The 22080-nt window shown below is 62.2% G+C and carries 29 protein-coding genes; 1 reads left to right on the top strand and 28 read right to left on the bottom strand.

The window, feature by feature from the left end; translation table 11 throughout:
* Positions 1-39: 39 nt before the first annotated feature.
* The gene (tsf, locus tag T8S45_RS05850) at positions 40-963 is read right to left on the bottom strand and encodes a translation elongation factor Ts (RefSeq protein ID WP_322295026.1); all 924 of its coding nucleotides are present in this window, start codon (positions 961-963) and stop codon (positions 40-42) included.
* A gap of 113 nt (positions 964-1076) precedes the next feature.
* Complete coding sequence (gene rpsB, locus T8S45_RS05855) at positions 1077-1820, bottom strand: 30S ribosomal protein S2 (RefSeq protein WP_322295027.1); 744 nt, start codon at positions 1818-1820, stop codon at positions 1077-1079.
* Positions 1821-2173: 353 nt separating this feature from the next.
* Between rpsB and T8S45_RS05860 the strand changes: the two genes are divergently transcribed.
* The gene (locus tag T8S45_RS05860; RefSeq protein ID WP_322295028.1) at positions 2174-2413 is read left to right on the top strand and encodes a hypothetical protein; all 240 of its coding nucleotides are present in this window, start codon (positions 2174-2176) and stop codon (positions 2411-2413) included.
* Here the strand turns inward: T8S45_RS05860 and pssA are convergent.
* From pssA to T8S45_RS05990, 26 genes are all read right to left on the bottom strand, one after another.
* A complete protein-coding gene (pssA, locus tag T8S45_RS05865; RefSeq protein WP_322295198.1) occupies positions 2355-3143 on the bottom strand; it encodes a CDP-diacylglycerol--serine O-phosphatidyltransferase in 789 nt (262 codons plus the stop codon). The genes T8S45_RS05860 and pssA overlap by 59 nt on opposite strands.
* A 28-nt stretch (positions 3144-3171) precedes the next feature.
* Positions 3172-3921 carry a phosphatidylserine decarboxylase gene (locus tag T8S45_RS05870; protein WP_322295029.1) on the bottom strand — a complete coding sequence of 250 codons (750 nt, stop codon included), beginning with the start codon at positions 3919-3921 and terminating at the stop codon, positions 3172-3174.
* Between the two features lie 100 nt (positions 3922-4021).
* On the bottom strand, positions 4022-4804 hold the full coding sequence (locus tag T8S45_RS05875) for a sulfite exporter TauE/SafE family protein (RefSeq protein ID WP_322295030.1): 783 nt from the start codon (positions 4802-4804) through the stop codon (positions 4022-4024).
* A gap of 6 nt (positions 4805-4810) precedes the next feature.
* Positions 4811-5227 carry a DUF6691 family protein gene (locus T8S45_RS05880; RefSeq protein WP_322295031.1) on the bottom strand — a complete coding sequence of 139 codons (417 nt, stop codon included), beginning with the start codon at positions 5225-5227 and terminating at the stop codon, positions 4811-4813.
* Entirely contained in the window at positions 5227-5673 is a 447-nt protein-coding gene (locus tag T8S45_RS05885; RefSeq protein ID WP_322295032.1) for a YeeE/YedE family protein, read from the bottom strand. Before T8S45_RS05885 ends, T8S45_RS05880 begins: the two co-directional genes overlap by 1 nt.
* Entirely contained in the window at positions 5670-6596 is a 927-nt protein-coding gene (locus tag T8S45_RS05890; RefSeq protein ID WP_188642068.1) for an MBL fold metallo-hydrolase, read from the bottom strand. Before T8S45_RS05890 ends, T8S45_RS05885 begins: the two co-directional genes overlap by 4 nt.
* A 422-nt stretch (positions 6597-7018) precedes the next feature.
* A complete protein-coding gene (locus T8S45_RS05895) occupies positions 7019-7213 on the bottom strand; it encodes a helix-turn-helix domain-containing protein (protein ID WP_041384254.1) in 195 nt (64 codons plus the stop codon).
* Complete coding sequence (locus T8S45_RS05900) at positions 7210-7416, bottom strand: helix-turn-helix transcriptional regulator (RefSeq protein WP_011536543.1); 207 nt, start codon at positions 7414-7416, stop codon at positions 7210-7212. Before T8S45_RS05900 ends, T8S45_RS05895 begins: the two co-directional genes overlap by 4 nt.
* 484 nt (positions 7417-7900) lie before the next feature.
* Positions 7901-8812, bottom strand: coding sequence for a hydrogenase nickel incorporation protein HypB (hypB, locus tag T8S45_RS05905; protein ID WP_011536541.1), 912 nt, complete (start codon positions 8810-8812; stop codon positions 7901-7903).
* Positions 8812-9054, bottom strand: coding sequence for a hydrogenase maturation nickel metallochaperone HypA/HybF (locus tag T8S45_RS05910; RefSeq protein WP_011536540.1), 243 nt, complete (start codon positions 9052-9054; stop codon positions 8812-8814). Before T8S45_RS05910 ends, hypB begins: the two co-directional genes overlap by 1 nt.
* Complete coding sequence (locus T8S45_RS05915) at positions 9054-9773, bottom strand: HoxN/HupN/NixA family nickel/cobalt transporter (RefSeq protein WP_011536539.1); 720 nt, start codon at positions 9771-9773, stop codon at positions 9054-9056. The genes T8S45_RS05910 and T8S45_RS05915 overlap by 1 nt, the downstream gene beginning before the upstream one ends.
* A gap of 15 nt (positions 9774-9788) precedes the next feature.
* A complete protein-coding gene (gene hypE / locus T8S45_RS05920) occupies positions 9789-10838 on the bottom strand; it encodes a hydrogenase expression/formation protein HypE (protein WP_011536538.1) in 1050 nt (349 codons plus the stop codon).
* Positions 10835-11968, bottom strand: a complete 1134-nt coding sequence (gene hypD, locus T8S45_RS05925) for a hydrogenase formation protein HypD (RefSeq protein ID WP_011536537.1) — start codon at positions 11966-11968, stop codon at positions 10835-10837. Before hypD ends, hypE begins: the two co-directional genes overlap by 4 nt.
* Positions 11965-12648: a D-sedoheptulose-7-phosphate isomerase gene (locus tag T8S45_RS05930; protein WP_231735368.1), complete on the bottom strand. Its 684-nt coding sequence runs from the start codon at positions 12646-12648 to the stop codon at positions 11965-11967. Before T8S45_RS05930 ends, hypD begins: the two co-directional genes overlap by 4 nt.
* Positions 12645-12914, bottom strand: a complete 270-nt coding sequence (locus T8S45_RS05935; protein ID WP_007015755.1) for a HypC/HybG/HupF family hydrogenase formation chaperone — start codon at positions 12912-12914, stop codon at positions 12645-12647. The genes T8S45_RS05930 and T8S45_RS05935 overlap by 4 nt, the downstream gene beginning before the upstream one ends.
* A gap of 17 nt (positions 12915-12931) precedes the next feature.
* Positions 12932-15298 (bottom strand): carbamoyltransferase HypF, encoded by a 2367-nt coding sequence (gene hypF / locus T8S45_RS05940; RefSeq protein WP_231735371.1) that lies wholly within the window; start codon positions 15296-15298, stop codon positions 12932-12934.
* Positions 15295-16473, bottom strand: a complete 1179-nt coding sequence (locus T8S45_RS05945) for an NHL repeat-containing protein (protein WP_041384250.1) — start codon at positions 16471-16473, stop codon at positions 15295-15297. Before T8S45_RS05945 ends, hypF begins: the two co-directional genes overlap by 4 nt.
* On the bottom strand, positions 16470-17336 hold the full coding sequence (locus T8S45_RS05950) for a NifU family protein (protein ID WP_041384249.1): 867 nt from the start codon (positions 17334-17336) through the stop codon (positions 16470-16472). Before T8S45_RS05950 ends, T8S45_RS05945 begins: the two co-directional genes overlap by 4 nt.
* Before the next feature lie 4 nt (positions 17337-17340).
* Positions 17341-17562, bottom strand: a complete 222-nt coding sequence (locus tag T8S45_RS05955; RefSeq protein WP_041384247.1) for a hypothetical protein — start codon at positions 17560-17562, stop codon at positions 17341-17343.
* An 11-nt stretch (positions 17563-17573) separates the two neighbouring features.
* Positions 17574-17786 (bottom strand): hypothetical protein, encoded by a 213-nt coding sequence (locus T8S45_RS05960; RefSeq protein WP_011536531.1) that lies wholly within the window; start codon positions 17784-17786, stop codon positions 17574-17576.
* Between the two features lie 6 nt (positions 17787-17792).
* On the bottom strand, positions 17793-18791 hold the full coding sequence (locus T8S45_RS05965) for a tetratricopeptide repeat protein (protein ID WP_011536530.1): 999 nt from the start codon (positions 18789-18791) through the stop codon (positions 17793-17795).
* A 97-nt stretch (positions 18792-18888) separates the two neighbouring features.
* The gene (locus T8S45_RS05970) at positions 18889-19200 is read right to left on the bottom strand and encodes a hypothetical protein (protein ID WP_011536529.1); all 312 of its coding nucleotides are present in this window, start codon (positions 19198-19200) and stop codon (positions 18889-18891) included.
* A gap of 3 nt (positions 19201-19203) precedes the next feature.
* On the bottom strand, positions 19204-19689 hold the full coding sequence (locus tag T8S45_RS05975) for a hydrogenase maturation protease (RefSeq protein WP_011536528.1): 486 nt from the start codon (positions 19687-19689) through the stop codon (positions 19204-19206).
* Positions 19677-19994 carry a hypothetical protein gene (locus T8S45_RS05980; RefSeq protein WP_041384263.1) on the bottom strand — a complete coding sequence of 106 codons (318 nt, stop codon included), beginning with the start codon at positions 19992-19994 and terminating at the stop codon, positions 19677-19679. The genes T8S45_RS05975 and T8S45_RS05980 overlap by 13 nt, the downstream gene beginning before the upstream one ends.
* Before the next feature lie 11 nt (positions 19995-20005).
* Positions 20006-20386, bottom strand: a complete 381-nt coding sequence (locus tag T8S45_RS05985) for a hypothetical protein (RefSeq protein ID WP_007015745.1) — start codon at positions 20384-20386, stop codon at positions 20006-20008.
* 89 nt (positions 20387-20475) lie between these two features.
* Complete coding sequence (locus T8S45_RS05990) at positions 20476-22071, bottom strand: nickel-dependent hydrogenase large subunit (protein ID WP_041384245.1); 1596 nt, start codon at positions 22069-22071, stop codon at positions 20476-20478.
* Positions 22072-22080: the final 9 nt, after the last annotated feature.

Genomic DNA, 22080 nt, shown 5'->3' on the forward strand with positions numbered 1-22080 from the left:
TCGAAACCCCGCGGCCGCTCGATTCGGTTTCGGAAAGGATCAGCCCTTCATCGCGGCGGCGACTTCGGCGGCGAAATCCTCTTCCTTCTTCTCGATGCCTTCGCCCAGCTGGAAGCGGACATAGTCCTTGAGGACGATGTCCTTTCCGGCGTCCTTGCCGGCCTGCTTCACGACTTCGGCGACGGGCGTCTTGTTGTCCATCACGTAGATCTGGCTGAGCAGCGCGTTTTCCTTGGCGAATTTGGCGATCGCGCCGTCGACCATCTTTTCCTGCACGGCTTCGGGCTTGCCGCTTTCGGCAGCCTTTTCCTGCGCGATGGCGCGTTCACGCTCGATCACGTCCTGGTCGAGCCCTTCGGCGTTGAGAGCCTGCGGGAACGCCGCGGCAATGTGCATGGCGAGCGACTTGCCGAGCGGTTCGAGCACGTCGGCGCCGGCTTCGCTTTCCAGCGCCACGAGCACGCCGATCTTGCCGAGGTTCGGCGCGATCGCGTTGTGCATGTAGGGCACGACGACGCCGTTCTCGACCGAGATCGTGCGCATGCGGCGGATCTGCTGGTTCTCGCCGATCGTCGCGACGTTGTTGGTCAGCGCATCGCCGACCGTGCCGCCACCGGGGTAATCGGCGTTGCGCAGCGCTTCGATGTCGTCGCTGTCGGACTGCAGCGCGACCTGCGTGGTCTTGTTGACGAAGTCCTGGAACTGGTCGTTCTTGGCGACGAAGTCGGTTTCCGAGTTGACCTCGACGGCCACGCCCTTGGTGCCTTCGACGGCGATGCCGACGAGGCCCTCGGCCGCGGTACGGCTCGACTTCTTCTGCGCGGCGGCAAGGCCCTTGGCGCGCAGCATGTCGACCGCGGCTTCCATGTCGCCGTCGGTTTCGGTGAGCGCCTTCTTGCAATCCATCATGCCCGCGCCGGTCCGTTCGCGCAGGGCTTTCACGTCAGCGGCGGTATAGGCCATGAGGTGAATCCTTTATTTGCTGTGGTGTGAGGCGCCGGGCTCATCGAAGGAATCGCCCGGCGCACTGGAATGTATCTGTGACGCCGGTGTTACCCGGCGCCCGAAACGTTCGCTCAGGCGGTCGCTTCTTCGGCCGGCGGGTTCGCCATGTCGCCGGCGTCGGCGCCCTGCGAACCGCCCTTGCCCGCGCGCGCCGCTTCGGCGATCGCATCGCAATACAGGCGGATGGCACGCGCCGCGTCGTCGTTGCCCGGGACGGGGAAGGCGATACCGGTCGGATCGGTGTTGGTGTCGAGCACCGCGACCACCGGAATGCCGAGCACGGCGGCTTCCTTGATCGCCAGGTCTTCCTTGTTCGCGTCGATCACGAACATGACGTCGGGCAGGCCGCCCATGTCGCGGATCCCGCCGAGCGAAAGCTCGAGCTTGTCGCGCTCGCGCGTCAGCTGGAGGATTTCCTTCTTGGTCAGGCCGCTCATCTCGCCGCCGAGCTGCTCGTCGAGCGCCTTGAGACGCTTGATCGACTGGCTGATCGTCTTCCAGTTGGTCAGCATGCCGCCGAGCCAGCGGTGGTTGACGAAGTGCTGGCCCGAGGACAGCGCCGCTTCGCGGATCGCGTCCTGCGCCTGGCGCTTGGTGCCGACGAACAGCACCTTGCCGCCCGCGCGGGCGGTCTGCTCGACGAAATCGAGCGCGCGCGCGAACAGCGGCACGGTCTGCGACAGGTCGATGATGTGGATGCCGTTGCGCGCGCCGAAGATGTACGGCTTCATGCGCGGGTTCCAGCGGGGGGTCTGGTGGCCGAAGTGCGAGCCGGCCTCGATCAATTGCTGCATCGTGACGGTGGGAGCCGCCATAGGGAATTCCTTTCCGGTTGTGCCTCTGGGAAGCTGGAACCCGAGCGGTTGGCCCGCGGCGAGCACCGGTATGTCAGCGCTTCCCATGTGGATTTTCCGCCGATTGCCGGATGCGGAATGCACCCGATTCATCTGCGGATGCGCGCCCTTAGCGGGGATGGCACACGATTTCCAGCCCGAATTTCGTCGCAAACCCGATTCGCTTGGCCGCGATTTCGGTTGACAGAACAGGAACAGGTGTGGAACAAACAGGAAACCGATGGAACAGATTGCGGAACTGCCGACCATCCGGCGCCGTTTTCGATCCGTAACATGCCGGGAATAACCCCGCTTCAAGCGTAGGAAATCCAGAGATGACCTCCATTCTGATCACCGCCGTGATTGCCGCCGCCGCTTCCTTCGCGCTTTACGTGTTGGTCCGCGATACCGGCTACCTGATGGCGAAACATGACGAATGGCAGGGGAAGCTCGCCCGGATCGACCGCGATTCGCTGCGCGATCCCGCCGCCTTTACCTTGCGCGCGCCGTGCGATGCTAAGCGGGGTGTTCCGGCGCGTCCTTCGTCGCCGCGGCCTCTGCGCGCTGCCGCCTGATCCGGCGATAGCGCAGGATGCTGTACGGCACCGTCGCGAGATAACCGATACTGATCACCGACAGTGCGATCCACGGCTCTAGGATCAGCGCGGCAACCACCAGCCCCGTCAGCAGCAACAGTTCTAGCCGGATGCTCCGGCGCGGCCGCAGCGAGGTCCAGCTGAGCGTGGCGGTATTCGAGATCATCAGGAACGCGATCACCACCAGCCAGATCGCGACGAACACCGGCTCGCGCAGGACCGGATTGTCGGTCTCGAGCCACAGATACATCGGCAGGAAGGCGACCCCTGCCCCCACCGGCGCAGGCACCCCGGTCAGGAATCCGGCGGATTTGTGGGGTTGTTCGTCGGTATCGATCTGCGCGTTGAAACGCGCCAGCCGCAAGGCGCAGGCGACCGCCACCGCGAGCGCGGCGAACCAGCCGATCCGCGGCAGGAACTGCAGCGACCACAGGTAGATGATCAGCGCCGGGGCGACTCCGAAGCTGAGCGAATCGGCCAGGCTGTCGAGTTCGGCCCCGAATTTGGACTGGGCATTGAGGAAGCGCGCGGTGCGGCCGTCGAGCCCATCGAGGATCCCTGCAGCGAACACCAGAAGCACCGCCGCATCCCAATCCTGCATGATCGCGGCGCGGATCGCGGTCAGACCGAGACACATTGCCGCCGCGGTGATCGCATTGGGAATGAGCGTGCGCAGCGTCAGCCCGCGAATTTCGCGTCGGCGCCCCATTCCCTGCGGCTTGCTCACGTCGACATCCTCACTGGGAGACACCCTCGATCAGCGGCTGCTGGCTCATCTCGGCGATCACGGTTTCGCCCGCGACCATCTTCTGCCCGAGCACCACGCGCGGTTGCGTATCGCGCGGGAGGTAGACGTCGACCCGGCTGCCGAAGCGGATCAGCCCGACGCGCTGGCCCGCTGCGACGGTGTCGCCCGGCTTCACGAACGGCACGATCCGGCGTGCCACGAGGCCGGCAATCTGGGTGAAGCCCATGCGCCGGCCGTCGGCGCGTTCGACGAGGATGTGCTGGCGTTCGTTTTCTTCGCTCGCCTTGTCGAGATCGGCGTTGAGGAACTTGCCGGGGACATAGATCACCCGCTTGATCGTCCCCGCCATCGGCGAGCGATTGATGTGGACGTCGAACACGCTCATGAAAATCGAGACGCGGGTCACCGGCTCTTCGCCGAGCCCTTCGCCGCCCTGCCCGTCATCGCTCACCAGCTCGGCGGGCGGCGGGACCTGTTCGATCAGCGTGACGAGGCCGTCGGCCGGGGCAACGATGTTGTCCTCGCCCTGCGGGGTGACGCGAACCGGATCGCGGAAGAAGGCGAGCACGCCCAGCGACAGGAAGGCGAGCGGCCAGGCCAGGGTTTCCCAAGCGAGGAAGGCGAATACGAGGCTCAGCCCAAACACGGCGAGGCCGTATTTGCGGCCTTCGGGATGGATCGCGGGCCAGCTCCAGCCGGCTTCGCCATTCCCGCGGTTATCGACGATCTGTGATGACATGGTCATGGCCTTTAAGAGCGCATGGGCCGCACCACAAGTTCCCGCGCGATGCAGTCCCGAAGCGACACCGTCCCGCTGTGCGACAATCGCTCGTCTATCGCTAGATGCCGAGCGCGGAGGCGCTCTGCCACAGCATATAGGCCGCCACGACGAAGATCAGCCCGGCAAACACCGTCTTGAGGTGCCCGCCACCTGAAAGCCGACGCGCGGCGAGCGTGCCGAGGAAGCTTCCGAGCACGCCGCCGACGATGAAGACCAGCGCCAGCTCCCAGTTCACCAGCCCCGAAAAGGCGTAATTGGCCGCCGTCGTCAGCCCAAACGCGGTCACCGCGACGAGGCTGGTGCCGACCGCTGCGATCATCGGCATCCGCGTCGCGGCGATCAGTCCAGGGACGATAAGGAATCCGCCGCCGATCCCGAAGAACCCGCTGACGACCCCGGCGCCGAGCCCGTAGCCGATCACCTTCGGCGCGTTCGCCCGAGTCAGGTCCGCACCCGTCTCGCCCGCGTCCTTGCGCGAGCGCAGCATCAATGCACCGACCAAGATCATCAGGATCGCGAACAGGAACAGGAGGCCCTGCCCGTCGAAGTTCTTGCCCGCGGTCGAACCGCCGAAGGCACCGAGGATGCCCGCCCCGGCGAACAGCAGTCCTGCCTTCCAGCGGACATTGGCGACCCGGGCGTGCTGGAGCAGGCCGGTCGCCGCATTGGCGGCGACCGCCAGCGCACTCGTCCCGATCGCGACATGCGGCTGCGAGACCCCGACGAGGTAGACCATCAACGGCACGGCGAGGATCGATCCGCCCCCGCCGACCAGGCCGAGCGAAAAGCCGACCAGCCCGCCCGACAGCGCGCCGAGCACCCATTGCATCGTATCGAGCATCGGCGCCTAGGTCCGCTTGCGATCGAGGAGCGCGAACACGGCCATGCCGGCAAGCATCGCGGCAACGAAGATCAGCGCTGGCCGGAAGGCGGTGCCAAGCGATGCGATCGCAGGTCCCGGACACAGGCCGGCGAGGCCCCAGCCAATCCCGAACAGCGCGGCTCCGCCGAGCAGGCGGCGATCGATCGCCCGGGTTCCGGGCAGGTGGAATTCGGCCTCCGCGATCGGCGCGGCCATTCGCGCCTGGACGAACCAAGCGAGCGCCATCACCAGCATCGCCCCGCCCATCACGAAGGCGAGCGTAGGGTCCCATTCGCCGAACAGGTCGAGGAAGCCCCGCACGCGCGAGGGGTTCATCATGCCCGAGAGCGCGAGACCGAAGCCAAAAATCGCTCCGGACAGGAGAGCAAGAAATGCACGCATCACCATGCTCCTCCCGCAGCGTTGACGATCGCGACCGTGGCGAATCCGGTCGCCATGAAAGTCAGCGTGGCGACGATCGAGCGCTTGGACAGGCGCGACATGCCGCACACGCCGTGGCCGCTGGTGCAGCCGCTGCCGAGCCGCGTACCGAATCCGACCACGAGCCCGCCCGCGACCAGCCAGCCCCAGCCGGGCGGGAAATCCGCCTCGACCGGACCGACCGTTTGGGCGAACACCACTGAGCCGACGACAAGTCCGACGACGAACAACGCTGCCACCACCCAGGGCGTACCCGAGCGGTTGAGGAGGACGGCGCGCGAAAGCATGCCGGACACGCCGGCGATGCGGCCGGTGCCGAGCAGCATGACGAGCGCCGCGAGGCCGATCAGCAGCCCACCGACGAACCCTTCGAGCGGGGCGGCTTCGGGAAAACCGGGCAGCATCATACCGCGTTCACCGGAATCTTGATGTAACTCACGCCGTTCTCCTCCGGATCGGGCAGGCGACCGCCCCTGATATTGACCTGCACGCTGGGCAGGATCAGCTTGGGCATCGCCAGCGTGCTGTCGCGCTCGGTGCGCATGGCGACGAATTCCTCTTCGGTGGTGCCGTCCTTCACATGCACGTTCTCGTCGCGCTGCTGGCCGACGGTGGTCTCCCACGCATAGTCGTCACGCCCCGGTGCCTTGTAGTCGTGGCAGAGGAATATCCGCGTTTCGCGGGGGAGCTCGAGCAGGCGCCGGATCGAGCGGAACAGCTGCGCCGCATCGCCCCCGGGAAAATCGGTTCGCGCGGTGCCGAAATCGGGCATGAAGATCGTGTCGCCGACGAACGCCGCATCGCCGACGATGAAGGCCATGTCGGCCGGGGTGTGGCCGGGCACATGCAAGGCGATCCCCTCGAGCTCGCCGATCGCGAAGGTGTCGCCATCGTCGAACAGGCGATCGAACTGCGATCCGTCGCGTTCGAAATCGGATCCGGCGTTGAATATCTTGCCGAACACGTCCTGCACCCGGATGATCTCACGCCCGATTGCAAGCTTCCCGCCGAGCTTGTCCTGCAGGTAGGGCGCAGCGGAAAGGTGATCGGCATGGGCGTGGGTTTCGATCAGCCAGGTGACCGACAGCCCGTTCTGTTCGATATATTCGACGATCCGGTCGGCCGAGCCGTTCGAGGTCCGGCCGGAGGCCGCCTCGTAATCGAGCACCGAATCTATCACCGCCGCCTCGCGCGTGGCGGGATCGTGCACGACGTAGCTGATCGTGTTGGTCGCCTCGTCGAAAAACCCCGCAATCGTGGGGCGTTTGCTCTTTTCGGCCCGCGCGCGCTCGATCTGTTCGGCGGCGGCGGCCAGCGCTGTGTCTGCCATGGTCATTGCTCCTCTGCCGATGATATAATGTATCATTAGAAGAAGTCCAATCGGTGGTGCCGATCAGTGAGATTTTCATGGACACAGCGCCAAATCGATGCGTCGGTCAAGGCCCGTCACGCCCGCTTCGCGTGCATGTCGCGCAGGTGCCGCGCTCTTGGCGGTCGTCTTTCGATGTCAGTCTGGTGTACCGGTGGTGGCAGGGCTTGAATCGAACCGAAAAAATAACCTTTTGATATCAATCCTGTTCTTGGAACAAACGCAGGCCTTCCCCCACACTCTCCCCCACATTTTCGTTCATTTAACGGTGGTTCTGTTCAGCGTTTTGACCGGAAAGCTGAATAAATGGGTGGTTCGTGCTGCGCCTGATCGCAACATAATGGTACGGTCTGACGCTGTCCAATTGCGAGTTAGCGGCCTGGTCAGTTCAATGCCCGATGCCGCTCCACCAACCTATGCAAACTGGCTGTCGTGATGCGCGTTGCCTTGCCAATCTTGATGGTTTCGAGCTCGCCACTGGAGATCAGTTCGTAGAGCTTTGTGCGCCCGACGCCGATCATGCGTGCGGCATCATTGACCCGGACGCAGATCGGCTCGACTGTTCGTTGACCGCTCATTCAGCCAGATCTTCTTCGCGGTAGTGAACGGGATCGGCGATCCAGCGATTTATAGCAGACTCATGCCAGCCCGCGCCGTGGACACTAATTTTCACCTGCGTCGGGAAAGTGCCCTCTGCGATCTTGCGATAGATGGTGGAGCGGGAGAGACCGGTTCGGTCGAGCACGGTCTTCAGTCGGATAATGCGTTCGGTATTGGACATTGGGCGTTCTCACTTTGACATTGGCAGCCCCTCTACGGAACATAGTGAGAACTTTTCGACGTAACGCAAGAGGTCGAACGAGCGGAAATTCAGACGCATCCTTAGCGATTTGAGTTACTTGAAAGGATTCTGGACGGTTAAAGACTTTGTAGGATAAACGACATCGCCAGCTTCAGTTCTGAACATTATTCTGCGTTGGCCTGATATTGAGCCAGCCTTGCGCGAATGAGCGCATGCGACGACGGATTCCTGTGCCACCGGTGCCGGATTTCGCGCGAATCGAATTCAGAATCCGCCGCAATGGCGACCGTTGCCGATTTCGAGTTTGCATAAAGCGAGAAATTCATTTCCTGCCTAACCTGGCCACCCGAAATGGCCGAATCTGGGCCGGTTTCGGACCGTCCGGTCTGTGCGCTAAAACTAAAGAAAGACGCCATTCCTCGATAGGGCAAGATGACGATCTTAATCCCGTGGGCAGTCCCGCCTAAATGAGGCACCCGCCATCTGCGGCTGCTGACGCCATTGCTCGCAGAAAATCGTACCACGCGTCCATCCCTTCACCGGTGCGGGCGGAAACCAGCAAGACGAGCGCATTGGGGTTTACTGCGGAGATGTTTGCACGGCATGCGGCCTCGTCGAATCCAACATGCGGGGCGAGGTCGATCTTGTTGATCAACACCAGCTCTGCTGCGCGGAACATGTGCGGGTATTTGAGTGGCTTGTCCTCGCCCTCCGGGGTGGAGATAACGGCGACCTTCATCCGTTCACCCAGATCGAACATCGCCGGACAAACAAGATTGCCGACATTCTCGATCAGCAGCAACGAGCCGGATTTCGGTGCGAGTTCTTCAACAGCGCGGGCAACCATATCGGCTTCGAGGTGACAGCCGGCCCCAGTGTTGATCTGGATTGCACGGGCCCCCGCTTCGCGAATGCGCGTGGCGTCATTGGCCGTCTGTTGATCACCCTCGATAACGGCAATCGGCAGACTTCCTTCCAGCGCCCGGATCGTGGTTTCGAGCAAGGTCGTCTTGCCAGCCCCTGGCGAACTGACGAGATTGAGCGCGACAACACCGCGCCCTTCGAACCAGCCCCGGTTGCGAGCCGCCTGGCGATCATTCCGGTCAAGCACGGCGGTTTCCAGTGATACACGCGCCGCTTGTTCGCCGTGGTGGTGATGGTCATGCCCGTGATCATGATGGTGGTGATGATGGTGCCCGTGTGAATGATCATGATCGTGTGAATGAGTGTGATCGTGGGAGTGGTCATGATCGTGGGAGTGGTCATGATCGTGGGAATGGTCATCGCCGCTGCGAAGCAGCACTCGCTTTCCGGTTTCCGGGTCAATCATCGCGATCTCGTTGTCAGGATCGGTGCATCCGCAGGTGCCGCACATCAGGCCATTTCCTCCATATCGAAATCCTTGATGATGAACTGGTCGGTCTCGCCTTCCAGAAATTCGAGTGCAGCCTTCTCGAGCAGCGTACCTTCGCTCGCCACCTCGAATGAAAATCGGATCGCCTCGCGCTCTACGCAGGCATAGGGGCCGACTGCCAGGCGCACACGCGACACCCGCCGACCCTGCGCGTGATCACCAACAATGGCGACAATATTCCGGGCAAGAGACAGCTCGTGCATCAGGCCGCCCCCAACACGCCAGACAGGTTGGCGTAGATCGTGTGCAATCCCAGGCCAAGTGCCAGCACAGCCAACGACAGATTCAGCGCTCGATGAAGTCGCAAGGCAACACGCTCTGCATAGCCAAGCGGCCAGGAGGCGATAAAGCTGAGCGCAGCCATTCCTGCAATTGAGCCAACTCCGAACAGCAGGACATAGATAACCGCCAGCAGAGGATCACCAACCGAAGCGACTGCCAGGGTAAGCAGGGCAGCCGATCCTGCCGCGCCATGCACCAGCCCGACAGCCAGCGCTTTCAAGGGAAACTTGTGGGGGTGAGAGTGTTCGTGGCGGCTCGCATCATGGGGCGCCCGTTCGCCAAGATGGCTGTGAGCATGAAAATGACGTTCGCCATCGGAATGATCGTGCAGGTGGAAATGCACCCGTGCCTTGCGCATCCGCCAAAGTACATCACCCCCCAGCAGAATCAGCATGAAGCCAACGGCGCTCTCCAGAAGGGCTGCCGTGCGGCCTGTCAATGCCATGCCCAGCAGGATCACTGCAGAACAGATCGCGAGCAGGGTGAGCGTATGCCCTAGCCCCCACGCAGCACCCCGCAGCACCATCGACCGGCGCGAATTCCGTCCCGTGGCCATGGCACCGACTGCGGCGAGGTGATCGGGTTCGAGCGCATGGCCCATTCCGGCAAGGAAACCCAGGGCGATCAACGAGAGTTGCATGGCAGGTCTTCTCCCTCAGCAGATACGCGGCAGTTGCTCGCCGACCAGCATGTCGACGATCCGGCTTCCGCCGAACAGGCTATGCATGACCACGCGCGGGCTGCGCATCTCTGCCGCGCGCCCGATAATGGCTGCATCGCGCCCTGCCTCGGTTGAGCGCATGGCTGCCAGCGCAGCTTCCGCCTGCTCCTCTGGAACGAACAGCACCAGCGCCCCTTCATTGGCGAGATAGAGTGGATCAAGCCCGAGCAGTTCGCACACGCCCTTGACCTCGGCCCTCATTGGCAATCTGGCCTCGTCGATCTCGATCCCGATGGCCGAGGCTTGCGATATTTCGTTGAGTGCGCTGGCCAGGCCTCCTCTGGTGGCATCCCGCGCACAGCGCACACCCGGTGCGGCTTCGATCACCGCTTCCATCAGGTGATTGAGCGGGCGGCAATCCGAACGAATATCCGCCTCGAAAGCCATGTCTCCACGCGCGGCCAGAATGGCGGCGCCATGATCACCCAATACACCGTTGACCAGCGCGACATCGCCCGCGCGAACTTTCTCCGCGGCAAGTTCGCGTCCAGCAGGGATGACTCCCACTCCGGAAGTGGTGACGAAAAGCGTATCGGCAGCACCGCGCTCAACCACCTTGGTATCGCCGGTCACGATCCGCACACCGGCCTCGTCGGCCGCCCTACGCATGGCCGCTGCCACGCGGCGTAGCAAGGCGACTTCGGTGCCTTCCTCAATGATAAAGGCCGCCGACAGCCACAGCGGTTGCGCGCCGCCGACGGTAAGGTCGTTAACTGTGCCGCAAACCGCAATCTTGCCGATATCGCCACCGGGGAACTCGAGCGGCTGCACTACGAAACTGTCCGTGGTGAAGGCCAGCCGGGCACCCTCCACGGCCAACATTTCGTGGCTCAACCGCGCCTGGTCTTCCAACCCGTCGGGTTCGAAAACCGAGGTAAACACATCCTCGATCAGATCCCGCATGGCCTTGCCGCCACCGCCATGCGCCAGCGTCACCCGCTCCGCTCGCAGCCGTCCGTTGCCAGTGGGAGTTACAGCGTTCATTGCGCTGGCTCCGGCACCGCATCGATCCCGCCATACTGATAATAGGCGGCACATGCTCCTTCAGACGAAACCATCAGGGCACCCATCGGTGTTTCCGGTGTGCACGACCGACCGAACAGCTTGCACTGCCATGGCTTGATCGCGCCTTTCAGCACTTCGCCGCACTGGCAAGCCTTGGGATCCGGAATGCTAGGCGATGCAACGGCAAATTTTCGCTCAGCATCCCAGGCCGCATAGGCCTCGCGAATCTGGACGCCAGAATGGTCAATCGAGCCCAGCCCGCGCCATTCGAAGAATTCCCGCAGTTCGAATACTTCCGTAACCGCAGCCAGCGAAGCTTCATTGCCATGGCGTGGCACAATCCGGTCATACTGGTTTTCGATCTCCGCCCGGCCTTCGGCCATCTGCCGAAGCACCATCCAAACCGAATGCAATACGTCGAGCGGTTCGAAGCCGGCGACCACCAGCGGACGGTGGTAGTCGCGTGCGATGAAGTCATAGGGATCAGTGCCGATGACCATCGAGACATGGCCCGGCCCGAGAAAGCCATCGATCCCCATATCGGGTGAATCGAGGATCGCCTTGATCGTGGGGATGATGGTGATGTGGTTGCAGAACAGCGAGAAATTGCCGATCCCTTCTGCCTGGGCCTGCAGGATTGTCAGGGCTGTGGAGGGCATCGTCGTCTCGAAGCCGAGGCCGAAGAAAACCACTTCGCGGTCCGGGTTCGCACGGGCCAGCGCGAGGGCATCGAGTGGTGAATAGACCATCCGCACATCGGCCCCTTCGGCCTTTGCGCCTAGCAGGCTGAGCCGCGATCCCGGCACGCGCATGGCATCACCAAACGTAGTGAAGATCACCTCCGGCTTCATAGCCAGTTCCACGCAATCATCGACCCGGCCCATCGGCAACACGCAAACCGGACAGCCCGGCCCATGGGCAAACTCGATTTCCGGCGGAAGCATCTTCTCGATGCCGTATCGGAAGATCGAATGCGTGTGGCCGCCGCACACTTCCATGATGACGACCGGGCGATCGCGCCCGGCCATGATCTGTGCAGTCAGGGCCTCGATTTCCTTGAGCAGGACACCGGCGCGAACCGGATCGCGGAATTCGTCGACATACTTCATGCGCCTGCCTCCAGCGGTGCGGCCCGGTCATTGGCTAGCAGCGTGTGGGTCAGGTCCCAGAGGATGTGATAGGCCGCGAGGTGGCATTCCTGCACCCGGTGGATCGAGCCTGTTGGGACCACCAGCAGATGATCCAGTCCGGCGCGGGCCATCTCGCCCCCGTCACCACCCGCCAGGCCGATCGTGGCAATGCCCATCTCCCGCGCCTTGGCAAAAGCCCGGATGAGGTTTGCGGAATTGCCGCTGGTCGAAAAGCCGATCAGGCAATCACCGTGCCGCCCGTGGGCAATCAGCGGACGCACGAACACATGGTCCTGTCCGACATCATTACCGACTGCCGTCAGCATCGCGACATCGGCCGCGAGGTTGATCGCACCCAGCGCCGGCCTTCCGGCGGTCACTGGATGGAGAAACTCCACCGCGACATGCGCGGCATCACAGCTCGATCCGCCATTGCCCATGGCCAGCAGGCGTCCGCCCTGGCGATAGCTTGCGGCCAGCGTGGTCGCGGCGGCGACCAGTTCGTCTGCCTGTTCTGCAAAAAACTTGCCGAACACCTCAGTGTGGTCCCGAGCCTTGCTTTCAACCGAATGGCGCAGGCTTTGCGCCGAGGCACGGAGCTGTTCGCCACCTCTGCGCATATGCGGATAAAGCGCATTCAAGGCAGGGCCAGTGGTCACCACTGCGCGTCTCCCAACGCGCGATCGCCGTCGCGCATGGCTGCAAGTTCCTGCTGCGCCTCTCCCAGCTCGGTCAGGATGCGCAGTGTTTCGGCCGCCTGATCCTCGTCAATCTTGCTCATGGCAAATCCGACATGGATCAGCACCCATGTGCCGATCAGGTCTTCGACACTGCCTTCGCCAATAACGCAGGCGAGGTTGACCGGGCGCCGCACGCCGGAGACATTGGCCACGCCCAGCTTGCGCCCGGCATCGGTGATCTCCACGATCTGCCCCGGAATACCTAAGCACATACTTCTCTCCCATTTTCGGTTTCCGCGGTCGCTTCGTGCAAATGGGCCATGGCCACAGCGGCCTGCCCCAAAGCCAGACCGCCATCATTGGCGGGCACTCTCGAGTGGCTGAGGACGTTGAGCCCCAGCTGTTCCAATCCTTCATGGACCAGGCGGAACAGCGTGGCGTTCTGGAAACAGCCGCCAGACAGGGCCACAGTATCAGGGCCATCGTCTGCGGTCAGGCGCTGCGCCATGGCCACAACAGACCGTGCGAGGCCGCGATGGAACCGCGCGCACATCACCCCAACCGGCGTATTCAGCAGCAGGTCACCCAGCATCGCCCGCCACACGGCGAGCGGTTCAACATAGGGAAGCCCACGCCCGCCCAGCAACGGAATGGAAAAAGGATAGGCCAGATCGTCCGGCTCATTCAGCGCCGCCGGATCGATTGCTGCTTCCAGCAACATGGCTGCCTGTCCTTCATATTCCTGCCGATCCCAGGCGAGACCGCAGATCGCCGCTGCGGCATCGAACAACCGCCCGCATGAGGAAGAAAGTGGGCTATTGGTGCCGCTGGCGATCATCGCATCGATCGTGGATCGCGGCATGGCGGAAAGGCGGGCAAACAATGGCAGGTCAGCGAAATTCATCGCGAATTCGGCCCAGCCCATCTGCGCCATCAAATGGGCATAGGCATTGCGCCAGGGTTCGCGGATCGCCGCAGTCCCACCCGGTAGTGCGACCGGCTTGAGCATCCCGGCACGACGGTATCCGCGATAATCGCAGATCAGGAACTCACCGCCCCAGATCGTGCCGTCATCACCCAGGCCCAGACCGTCAAGCGCAATTCCCAGTGCAGGGGCGGCATCGAGCGAGCGGCCGTTTTCGGCCAGACAGGCGGCGATATGGGCGTGGTGATGCTGTACCGCGATCACCGGTCGTCCATCCGCGATTTCGCGCCCATGCTTGGTCGAAAGATATTCGGGATGCGCGTCCACCGCGATTGCCGCTGGCTGATGGTCGTAGAGCTGGGTATAAAGATCGAGGTTGCGGCGCACATCATCTTCGGTGGCCGCATCCTCCAGATCGCCCATGTGCTGGCTCAGCACAGCTTCGCCATCGCGCACCAGACAGAAGCTGTTCTTGAGCTCCGCACCCATGGCCAGCAGCGAGAGGTCGCGCGGAAAGCCGGTGGGCAAGTCGATAGCTCTGGGGGCGTAGCCGCGCGCGCGGCGCAGCAGCCGGACCCGGCCCAGATCGACCCGCGTAACGCTGTCGTCGATCCGGTTGGCAATGTGCCGGTCGTGCATCAGCGCAAATTCGGCAATGCCTTCCAGTTCGGCACGGGCCTGCTCGTTAGAGGTACATTGCGGGCGGCCTGAGAGATTGCCCGAAGTCATCACCACCGGGCGCTTCATCCGCCGCAACAGCAGGTGATGCAGCGGGGTGTGAGGCAGCATGAAGCCGATCCGGTCCAGCCCCGGCGCCACCGCTTCAGCCAGCGGCTCCCCCGATGCGCGCAGCAACACGATCGGCGCTTCAGGCGATGCCAGCAGTTCGGCTTCCTGATCCGAGAATTCGGCATAACGGCGGATAACGTCCAGATCGCGCGCCATCAGGGCAAAGGCCTTGCCCCTGCGCCGTTTTCGCATACGCAGATCGGCCACCACCTCCGCGCGGGTGGCATCACAGGCGAGATGAAAGCCGCCAAGCCCCTTGATGGCGACGATATGCCCGTTCATCAGCATGCCGCCTGCGGCATCCACGTCGTCCATCATCGAAAAGGCTTCGTGATTAACAGTACCGGGGCCAAGGCGCTCGATCCATGCGCGCGGTCCGCAAACATGGCACGCGATAGGTTGGGCATGGAAGCGCCGGTCTGTCGGATCGGAATATTGCTCTCCGCATTCCGGGCACATCGCGAAACCTCTCATGGTCGTGCGGGCACGATCATAGGGGCCGGTCTCGATAATCGAGAAACGCGGCCCGCATTCGGTACAATTGGTAAAGGGGTAGCGATAGCGACGCTCGAAAGGATCGCGCACTTCTTCAAGGCAGGCGGAGCAGATTGCCGCATCGGGCGTTACAGCCCCGCGCATGCCGTCACCTTCCGATGCACCGATAACGAAGCTCTCGGGCCGCACAGCATCAATTGCCACGCGTTCTATCGCATCAATCCGCGCCAATGCAGGCAGCGCCGCGCGCAGTTCGCTTTCAAAGCGCGACACCGCTTCGCCCCAAAGGCGAATTTCAACCCCGCTGCTGGTGTTGCGCACATCACCGGTTAGCTCAAGCTCGCGTGCAACCCGCCATACAGTGGGCCGGAAGCCTACGCCCTGCACCTGGCCGCGTACCAAAAGGCGTTCGCCGGTCACCGCGCCAGATTCCACAAAAGGACGCGATTGTTGCCGCTATCGGCAACCGCCACCAGATCACCCAGCGCTGACAGGCCATAGGGCCAGCACAGGCTGTCTCGTTCGGGCATGCCCCAGCGATTGTCGCCCTTGCTGGCGAAGTCCGGCTGACCACAAAGCTGGTTCGCCGCAATGCCGGTGGCGCTGTCTGCCCAGCCGAGCAGACGCGAGTTCGCGGTATCGGCCACAATCAGCTGGCCACCGGCTTCAACCGTCGCATAGGGCATGTTCACACTGGCCGCGCTGGGATAGTAGGAGGACATATTGTGATCGCAATGTGCGGTGTCCCGCTGTCCCAGAATTGCGTCGCAAGGCGAGCCATTGTGCTCTGGAAATCCACGCCACAGCATCACACGGTTGTTGCCGCTGTCTGCCAGCGCGAGATGGCCATTCCACCAGCAGGCTCCATGCGGCCACCGCATCGACATCGCCGTGACTTCGCCGCCCGCGTTCTCGTCGCGCGTAGAGAAGTCATGCTGGCCCAGCACCAGATCGGCTGGCTGGCCGGTTTCTGAAGGATCGCTCCAAACGAGCAGGCGGCGGTTGCCGCTGTCGCATACGACCAGTCTGCCGGCCACTTCGGCCACGCCATAGGGCCAGTGCAGGCTGGCCGAGGTTGGACGGTCAGCGCCGCGATTGGCCAGAACGGATTCACTATCCTCCTGACCCAGCACCAGATCGGCTGGCTGGCCATTGCCTGTTGGCACTTCGCGCCAGATCAGCACGCGGTGGTTCCAGGCATCAGCCACGGCCAATCCGCCGCGCCATGCGCACAGGCCAGTCGGCACATTGAGCGTAGCAGGACCGGGAGGCCCCTTGGCGTTGCGGCCTTCGCGGCAGAAACTCGGTTGGCCGATCAGAATATCGGCAGGCTCATTGTCCGATTGTGGGATCTTTCGCCATCCCAGCAGCCGATGATGCCCGGTATCCGCGACCCACAATGTTCCATCAGGATGCAGGCAGACACCGCGCGGCCCGAACAGGCTTGCAGCGGCGGGAGATAGCGGCGTTGCAACGTCGCCCGGCGACCAGCCGAGTACCACGCGCGGCCCGCCTTCTTCCAGCAGCGGTGCCCCCGCGATTTGCGTCCCTTCGGCTTTGACCGGACGGAAGGAGGGCGCGAGCGATACTTTCATCGCGTCAGCCTCAGTTCGATGGCATCCCCTCGGACGCGTACGGCATGGGGTTGCAATTGCACTTCTGGTGCCGTCAGGCATTCACCGCTTTCGAGCGCATAACGGAAACCATGATGCGGGCAGGTGATGAAGCCATCGGCAATTTCCGCCTGGTCCATCGGCATGCCAAGATGCGCACAGGCGTTCTCGAAACAGGTAACCTTGTCCCCGAATCGCGAAAGCAGCAGCGAACGCCCTTCCAGCTCCAGGACAGAAGTCGTCCCGTCGGGCAATTCAGTTAGTTGCAGAGCATGGAGCCAGCCTTCATGCTCATGCGCGGCGAAGGGAGAAGTGAAATGCACCGTATCACCACCGCCGCCGCCCAGCCCCTTGGCCTGCTTGACTTCGCGGATTTCGGGCACTTGCTCTGTGATTGCTTTCTTTACCCCGGCATAGAAAGTCAGCGCCGAAGCGGGACATCCATCACAGGCCCCCAGAAAACGCACCACTGCCTTGTCGCCAGATACTTCGACCAGTTCGGCATCGCCGCCATGGCCGGCCAGCGTCGGGCGCACCGTGGCAAGCGCGGCATCGACCCGCTCGAACAGGCTGGCTTTGAGGATGCCATGGCGGCGGAGCACGCAATAGACCACCTCGTCCGCCGCCGCCTGACGCAAGGCCTCGGCTGCGCCGGGCAGCTCACGCAGCGAACGGATCAGGCGACGGAAGGCTTCGGCATTGAGCGCATCAAGCGCCGCTGCCCGTGCCTGCGCACCATTACGTGCACCTTCTTCCCAGTTCTCTGCCAGCGCTTCCAGCGCGGTCAGATCCCCCAGCAGGCGGGAAAGCGTTGGCTCGGGCCGCTGGGGATCCGCCTCTGACATCGGATCAGGCGTACTTGATGTTCCGGTAGAGGTAAGGCTGAAGCAAGCCGCCCACCAGGCCCCCGGCAATCGCCGCTACCCAAAGTGGTGCAACCATGCCAACCAATACAGTTGCAACGGTAGCTGCGGCAGCCCCGGTCACAAGTAGACGGATGGCGAGGGCCGTATCCTGGAACAGCTTGCCCTGAAAAAACAACTTGGTTGAACTGAAAACCATATCAAACATGGTAGTCTCCCTCAGGCCGATTGCATGAAAAACAGCACGGCGAGTCCCATGACTACACCGGGAACTCCGGCGAGCAGGCCGTATAGCCCGCCCAGTTGGGCTGCCAGTTGCTTGCCCAGCGCAGCCCCGCCAATCTTCAGGCCCGAGAGCGCGCCGCCGACAAGAGCCCCTGCTATTCCGGCCACCAGGGCCAGCAGTAAAATTACGAGCAAATTCACCTCCATTGTTCTCTAAAATCCGCCGTTGGCGCGCGAGGGTTCGCCGCGCACTGCCATTTCAAGTTCGATGATTGTTTGCGCCGCGCTCTCGGCCCGGTCCTGCGCTCCGGCAGCGGCAAATATTTCGCGCGCTTCGCGCAGAAGCTTGATCGCCTGCGCGATGTTGCGTGGATTGCCCGCTTCTCCGTCTTGCGGATCGTCAGGGAGGTTGCAAAGGCAATTGGCCTTGTTCGCTATGGTGTTGGCATATTCAAGCGGAGTGTTGTCCCGCTGGCGCACCTTCAACGCCTCGTCATAGGCTTCCAGCGCGCGGAAACCGTTCTCGACCCGGTGGCTCGATGATGCATATTGCAGCGCATTGCCCAGATTGTTCTGAAGCATTGCATATTCCATCGGCTGATCGATCAGATTGACCGCCGAAAGTCCTTCTTCAAATGATTGCACCGCCAGCGCTTCGCTGATCTTGCCGCTATCGCTCGTAATCGGAACGGAGAGGAAGGCGGTCGCCAGATTGTTGTTCAGAATGGCATATTCGCGTGGATGACGCAGCTTGTTGAACGTCCGCAGCGATCGCTGATAGGCGGATATTGCATCTGTAATTCGCGCCATGCCTGCGCCTGCAAGCGTCTGCAGGGCGAGGCCAAGGTTCATTTCCGCTTCAGCCAGCTCTTCGCCGCTGCCGCCCTCTGCCAAAACCGATATTGCCTGTTTCAGCAGGTCACGAGCCTGTTCGATCGGTGCGGCAATTTCGGAGGGTATTGCCATCAACGCCGTGGCCATTCGCGCACGAATCCGGGCAGTCAGCAGTGCATCCTGGTCTCCGCACTGATGGATTGCCTGTTCATAGAGTTCGATGGCTGCCAGCAGGTCGTCGGCTTCCTTCGGCCGCTGTTGAAGACCCATGGCAATTTCCATGAGCATTTCGGCTTTCTCGATAACCGAAGCGTCACTTTCCTCCACCACCTTCAAGGCGGCCGCCAGCTGATCCTCTGTGCGACTGAGCGCAACCATCCCGACTCTCCCCGGCCTCCCCTTGATCGGATTCGGGCCTTGCAGCTCTTAAAACGAGCGCCGGATGAATTGTCTATCAGTTTTTCGTTATGTAAACTTAGTTATCAGTTACGGGAAGGTCCGCAAGAAGCGCCGCGTCTCCGCTTGACCATCTTACGGGGACGTCCTGCGCCTCGAAGTCGGCGAGGCCATGCGCCTCGAACACATCGAAAGCGCCAACCACCCGATCGCCTTGAGCATTGCGTTGTTTCAACAGCGCTCCTCCGGCCGCCGCGTGAAAGACCGGCAAAATCCGCAAGGTCGCGCCATCGATCAGCACCGCAACTGCATCGATGCCCGAGAAATAGGTAGCGACCAGGCCTGCGGGAAACCGGATCGTCCCGCGCGCGACGGAGATGGTGTGCTCCATGACTTAAGCCTCGGGGGCGATGACGAGCCGCGCCGCGATCTTGGCCGCCACCTTCTCGACCGCTGCAACTACCGGCCCGGAAAGCTCGGTGGCATAGTCCAGCGTCTGCGCTTCGATCAGATAGACTTGCACATCAGAAGGGAAGTCATCGCCAAAGATCTTGCGTCCCACAAACAGGGCGTTGTCCCAACGGAACGCGTGAAGACCCACGCCATGGACCGGTTCTGCCGCCAGCACATCGCCGGGAACCTCGTAGATAGCCCCCGGCTTGCCTTCGGGCTCCCTTGCATCGATCACGATAAGCTGCTGCGCCCCGCGCGCACGGTACATCACTGCCATCCCATCAGTGCCGGCATCCAGCAGCTCTACATCAGACGGCAAATCTTCAGCAGCAAGCCGGGCGATGACGGCCGGACCAGCCCCGTCATCACCGCGATTGATATTGCCGCAGCCAATGATCGCAGTGGCAGGTGCGTCTAAATTCGCCACAGGCGGCACGACCACTCGGGTTCAACCGGCAGCATAAGTTCAGGCAGATCACAGAAGCGGCGCTTGATAAGGTAATACATGCAGGTTTCGCAGGGCTGTTCCAGTTCATCAGCCGTGATGGTGTGATCTGTAAAGCCAGCAACCACAAGCTTGGAAGCAAGATCCTTGCCTTCCGATTGCAGGCGGGACACGATCGCGTTGACCTGCGCAGAGTCTTCGGCTCTGGGGAAGACTTCGGTTTCAAGGCCGCCAGCCAGAAGACCCGCGATTTCCTGCCGTAGGGTTTCGTCTGCATCAGTGGCCATGCGCAACTCCTTCAAATGCGCCAGAGGCGGCACCACCATTCGGGCTCGGCGGGCAAGCTTAGCTCCGGCAGGTCACACCAGCGCCTGTGGACCAGATAATACATGCATTCCTGACAGCGCATCTCGTCTGCCCCGTATGGGCGAAGCAACCAGCCGGAAATGTCGAGCTTGGCCCTTAGATCATCCGGGTCGAGCGCCCTTAACTCATCAAGAATACCTGAAAATTCGCGGTCCGTTTCGGGGAATGGCTCTACCTGCGTTTCCAGCCCTTCGTTGAGATAATCCTCGATCATGCGCAGAAGTGTCGCATGATCGGCCTCCGAAGGCACCACGCCATACCGGGACAAGAGCCATTCGCGCTGGCGCTGCAATTCGGTGTTGTCGCCAGTCATTCCGGCGCATTCTCCCAACGGGTTGTTATTCTATTCGCAGCCTCGGGTGGGAGACATCTTGCAGCGTCCTCCCACCCGGCGACCCGATATCAAGCTGTGCGGAAGCGGGCCAGTTCCTCGCCCGTTTTCGCATCGTGTGCGTGGACCGTGCAAACCAGGCAGCTGTCGTAGGAACGGCAAACATGCCCGACTTCAACCGGATCGGAAGTATTTGCAATCGGGGTGCCGATGAGTGCCTCCTCGATCGGCCCCAACTCGCCATTGCTCGCCCGCGGACCAACGTTCCAGGTGGTCGGAGCAATGATCTGGTAGTTGTGGATTTTGCCATCGCGCACGTCGATCCAGTGGCACAAGGCACCGCGCGCAGCCTCGGTCGCGCCCCATCCCTGGCCATCGCGCTCGGTCGGCTTGATGTACCACTCGTCATTGAGGCGGAACTCGCGCAGAATTCGCTCGGATTCCCGATAGAGTTTGCACAGTTCGTGCAGACGGGCGAAGTGACGCAGGTAGATCGAAGCGCCGCCCAGCTTGCGATACATGTCGAGCACCAGGCCATCACTGTGCTGCCAACTCTCGCCGTGATCGCCACCTGCTATCAGCTGGCGAGCCAGCGGCCCTGCTTCAAGACGTCCGTTGTCGCTGTGGCGGACAGCGGTTGACCAGCTGTACTTTCCGTCTGTGTCGATGTCGTTCTTGGCTACCGGATTGGTTGTCCGGTCGAACGGATGGAGGCCGTCACCTTCATCGTACCAGGCATGCTGCATGTCCTCACGGGTGTTGCCCTGATCCATGAGCTTGAAAGTGTCGCTGGCACCATCGAACACGCCCGACTTCATGATGACCGCGCCATTGCGACCTTCAATCGTCGGATTGTTGTAACGGTCTTCATGGGGGAGATAGCCCCAGGAGATGAACTTGCCGTGGCCCTTGCCATATTTGTCGAGCCCGATATCGAGCGACATGCGGATGAACATGCCAAGGTCCGAATTGGCATGCTCGGGCTTTTCGTCCAGCCACGCCATCAGGTCGTCATAAGTCCTGATTTCCTCATAGCGCTCCATCGAGCATCCAAGGAACAGCGGTTCGATCCAGTTGCGGCGGAAATGCTCCAGGATCGACCATGCGCGGGTCACGTCGGTCAGAGTCGGGGCGCACATCACGCCGCCGGGAACCATGAAGGAAGAATGCGGCCACTGCCCGCCAAGCAGGGCATAGATTTCTACCGGGCGGCCCGAAATGGTCACACCCGCTTCATAGGAGGTCCCTGTGAAGGGCGCATAGCGCTTCACCGCTTCTTCGTAGAACTTGGACTTCGCATAGTTCTGGTTGGTGTAGTCGATCATGAACAGGCCATAATGATGGCGCGGGATCGACTGGATGGTTTCGACGATTTGCCCGAGGTTGCGGGCGAGAATGGCGTTGCGCGGAACGGTCGTACCCCAGGCAGTGTCAAGCGCCCATGCCGCACAGGAAAGGTGCGAGGCACCGCAGATTCCGCAAGCACGAGGCGTAACGACAAGCCCGGCCTGTGGATCCTTGTTCTTGAGGATGACCTCGAAGCCGCGGAACATTTCCGCTTGCGTCCATGCATTGGTGACGATCCCGTTCTCGATGTCGACACGGACATCAAGGTCGCCCTCCACCCGGCCAACGGGCGAGATGTCGAGGGTTTGTGTAGCTGCCATTGTAATTCT

Source organism: Pseudoblastomonas marina (assembly GCF_034374265.1).
In the GTDB taxonomy this organism is placed as follows: Bacteria; Pseudomonadota; Alphaproteobacteria; order Sphingomonadales; family Sphingomonadaceae; genus Alteriqipengyuania_A; species Alteriqipengyuania_A marina.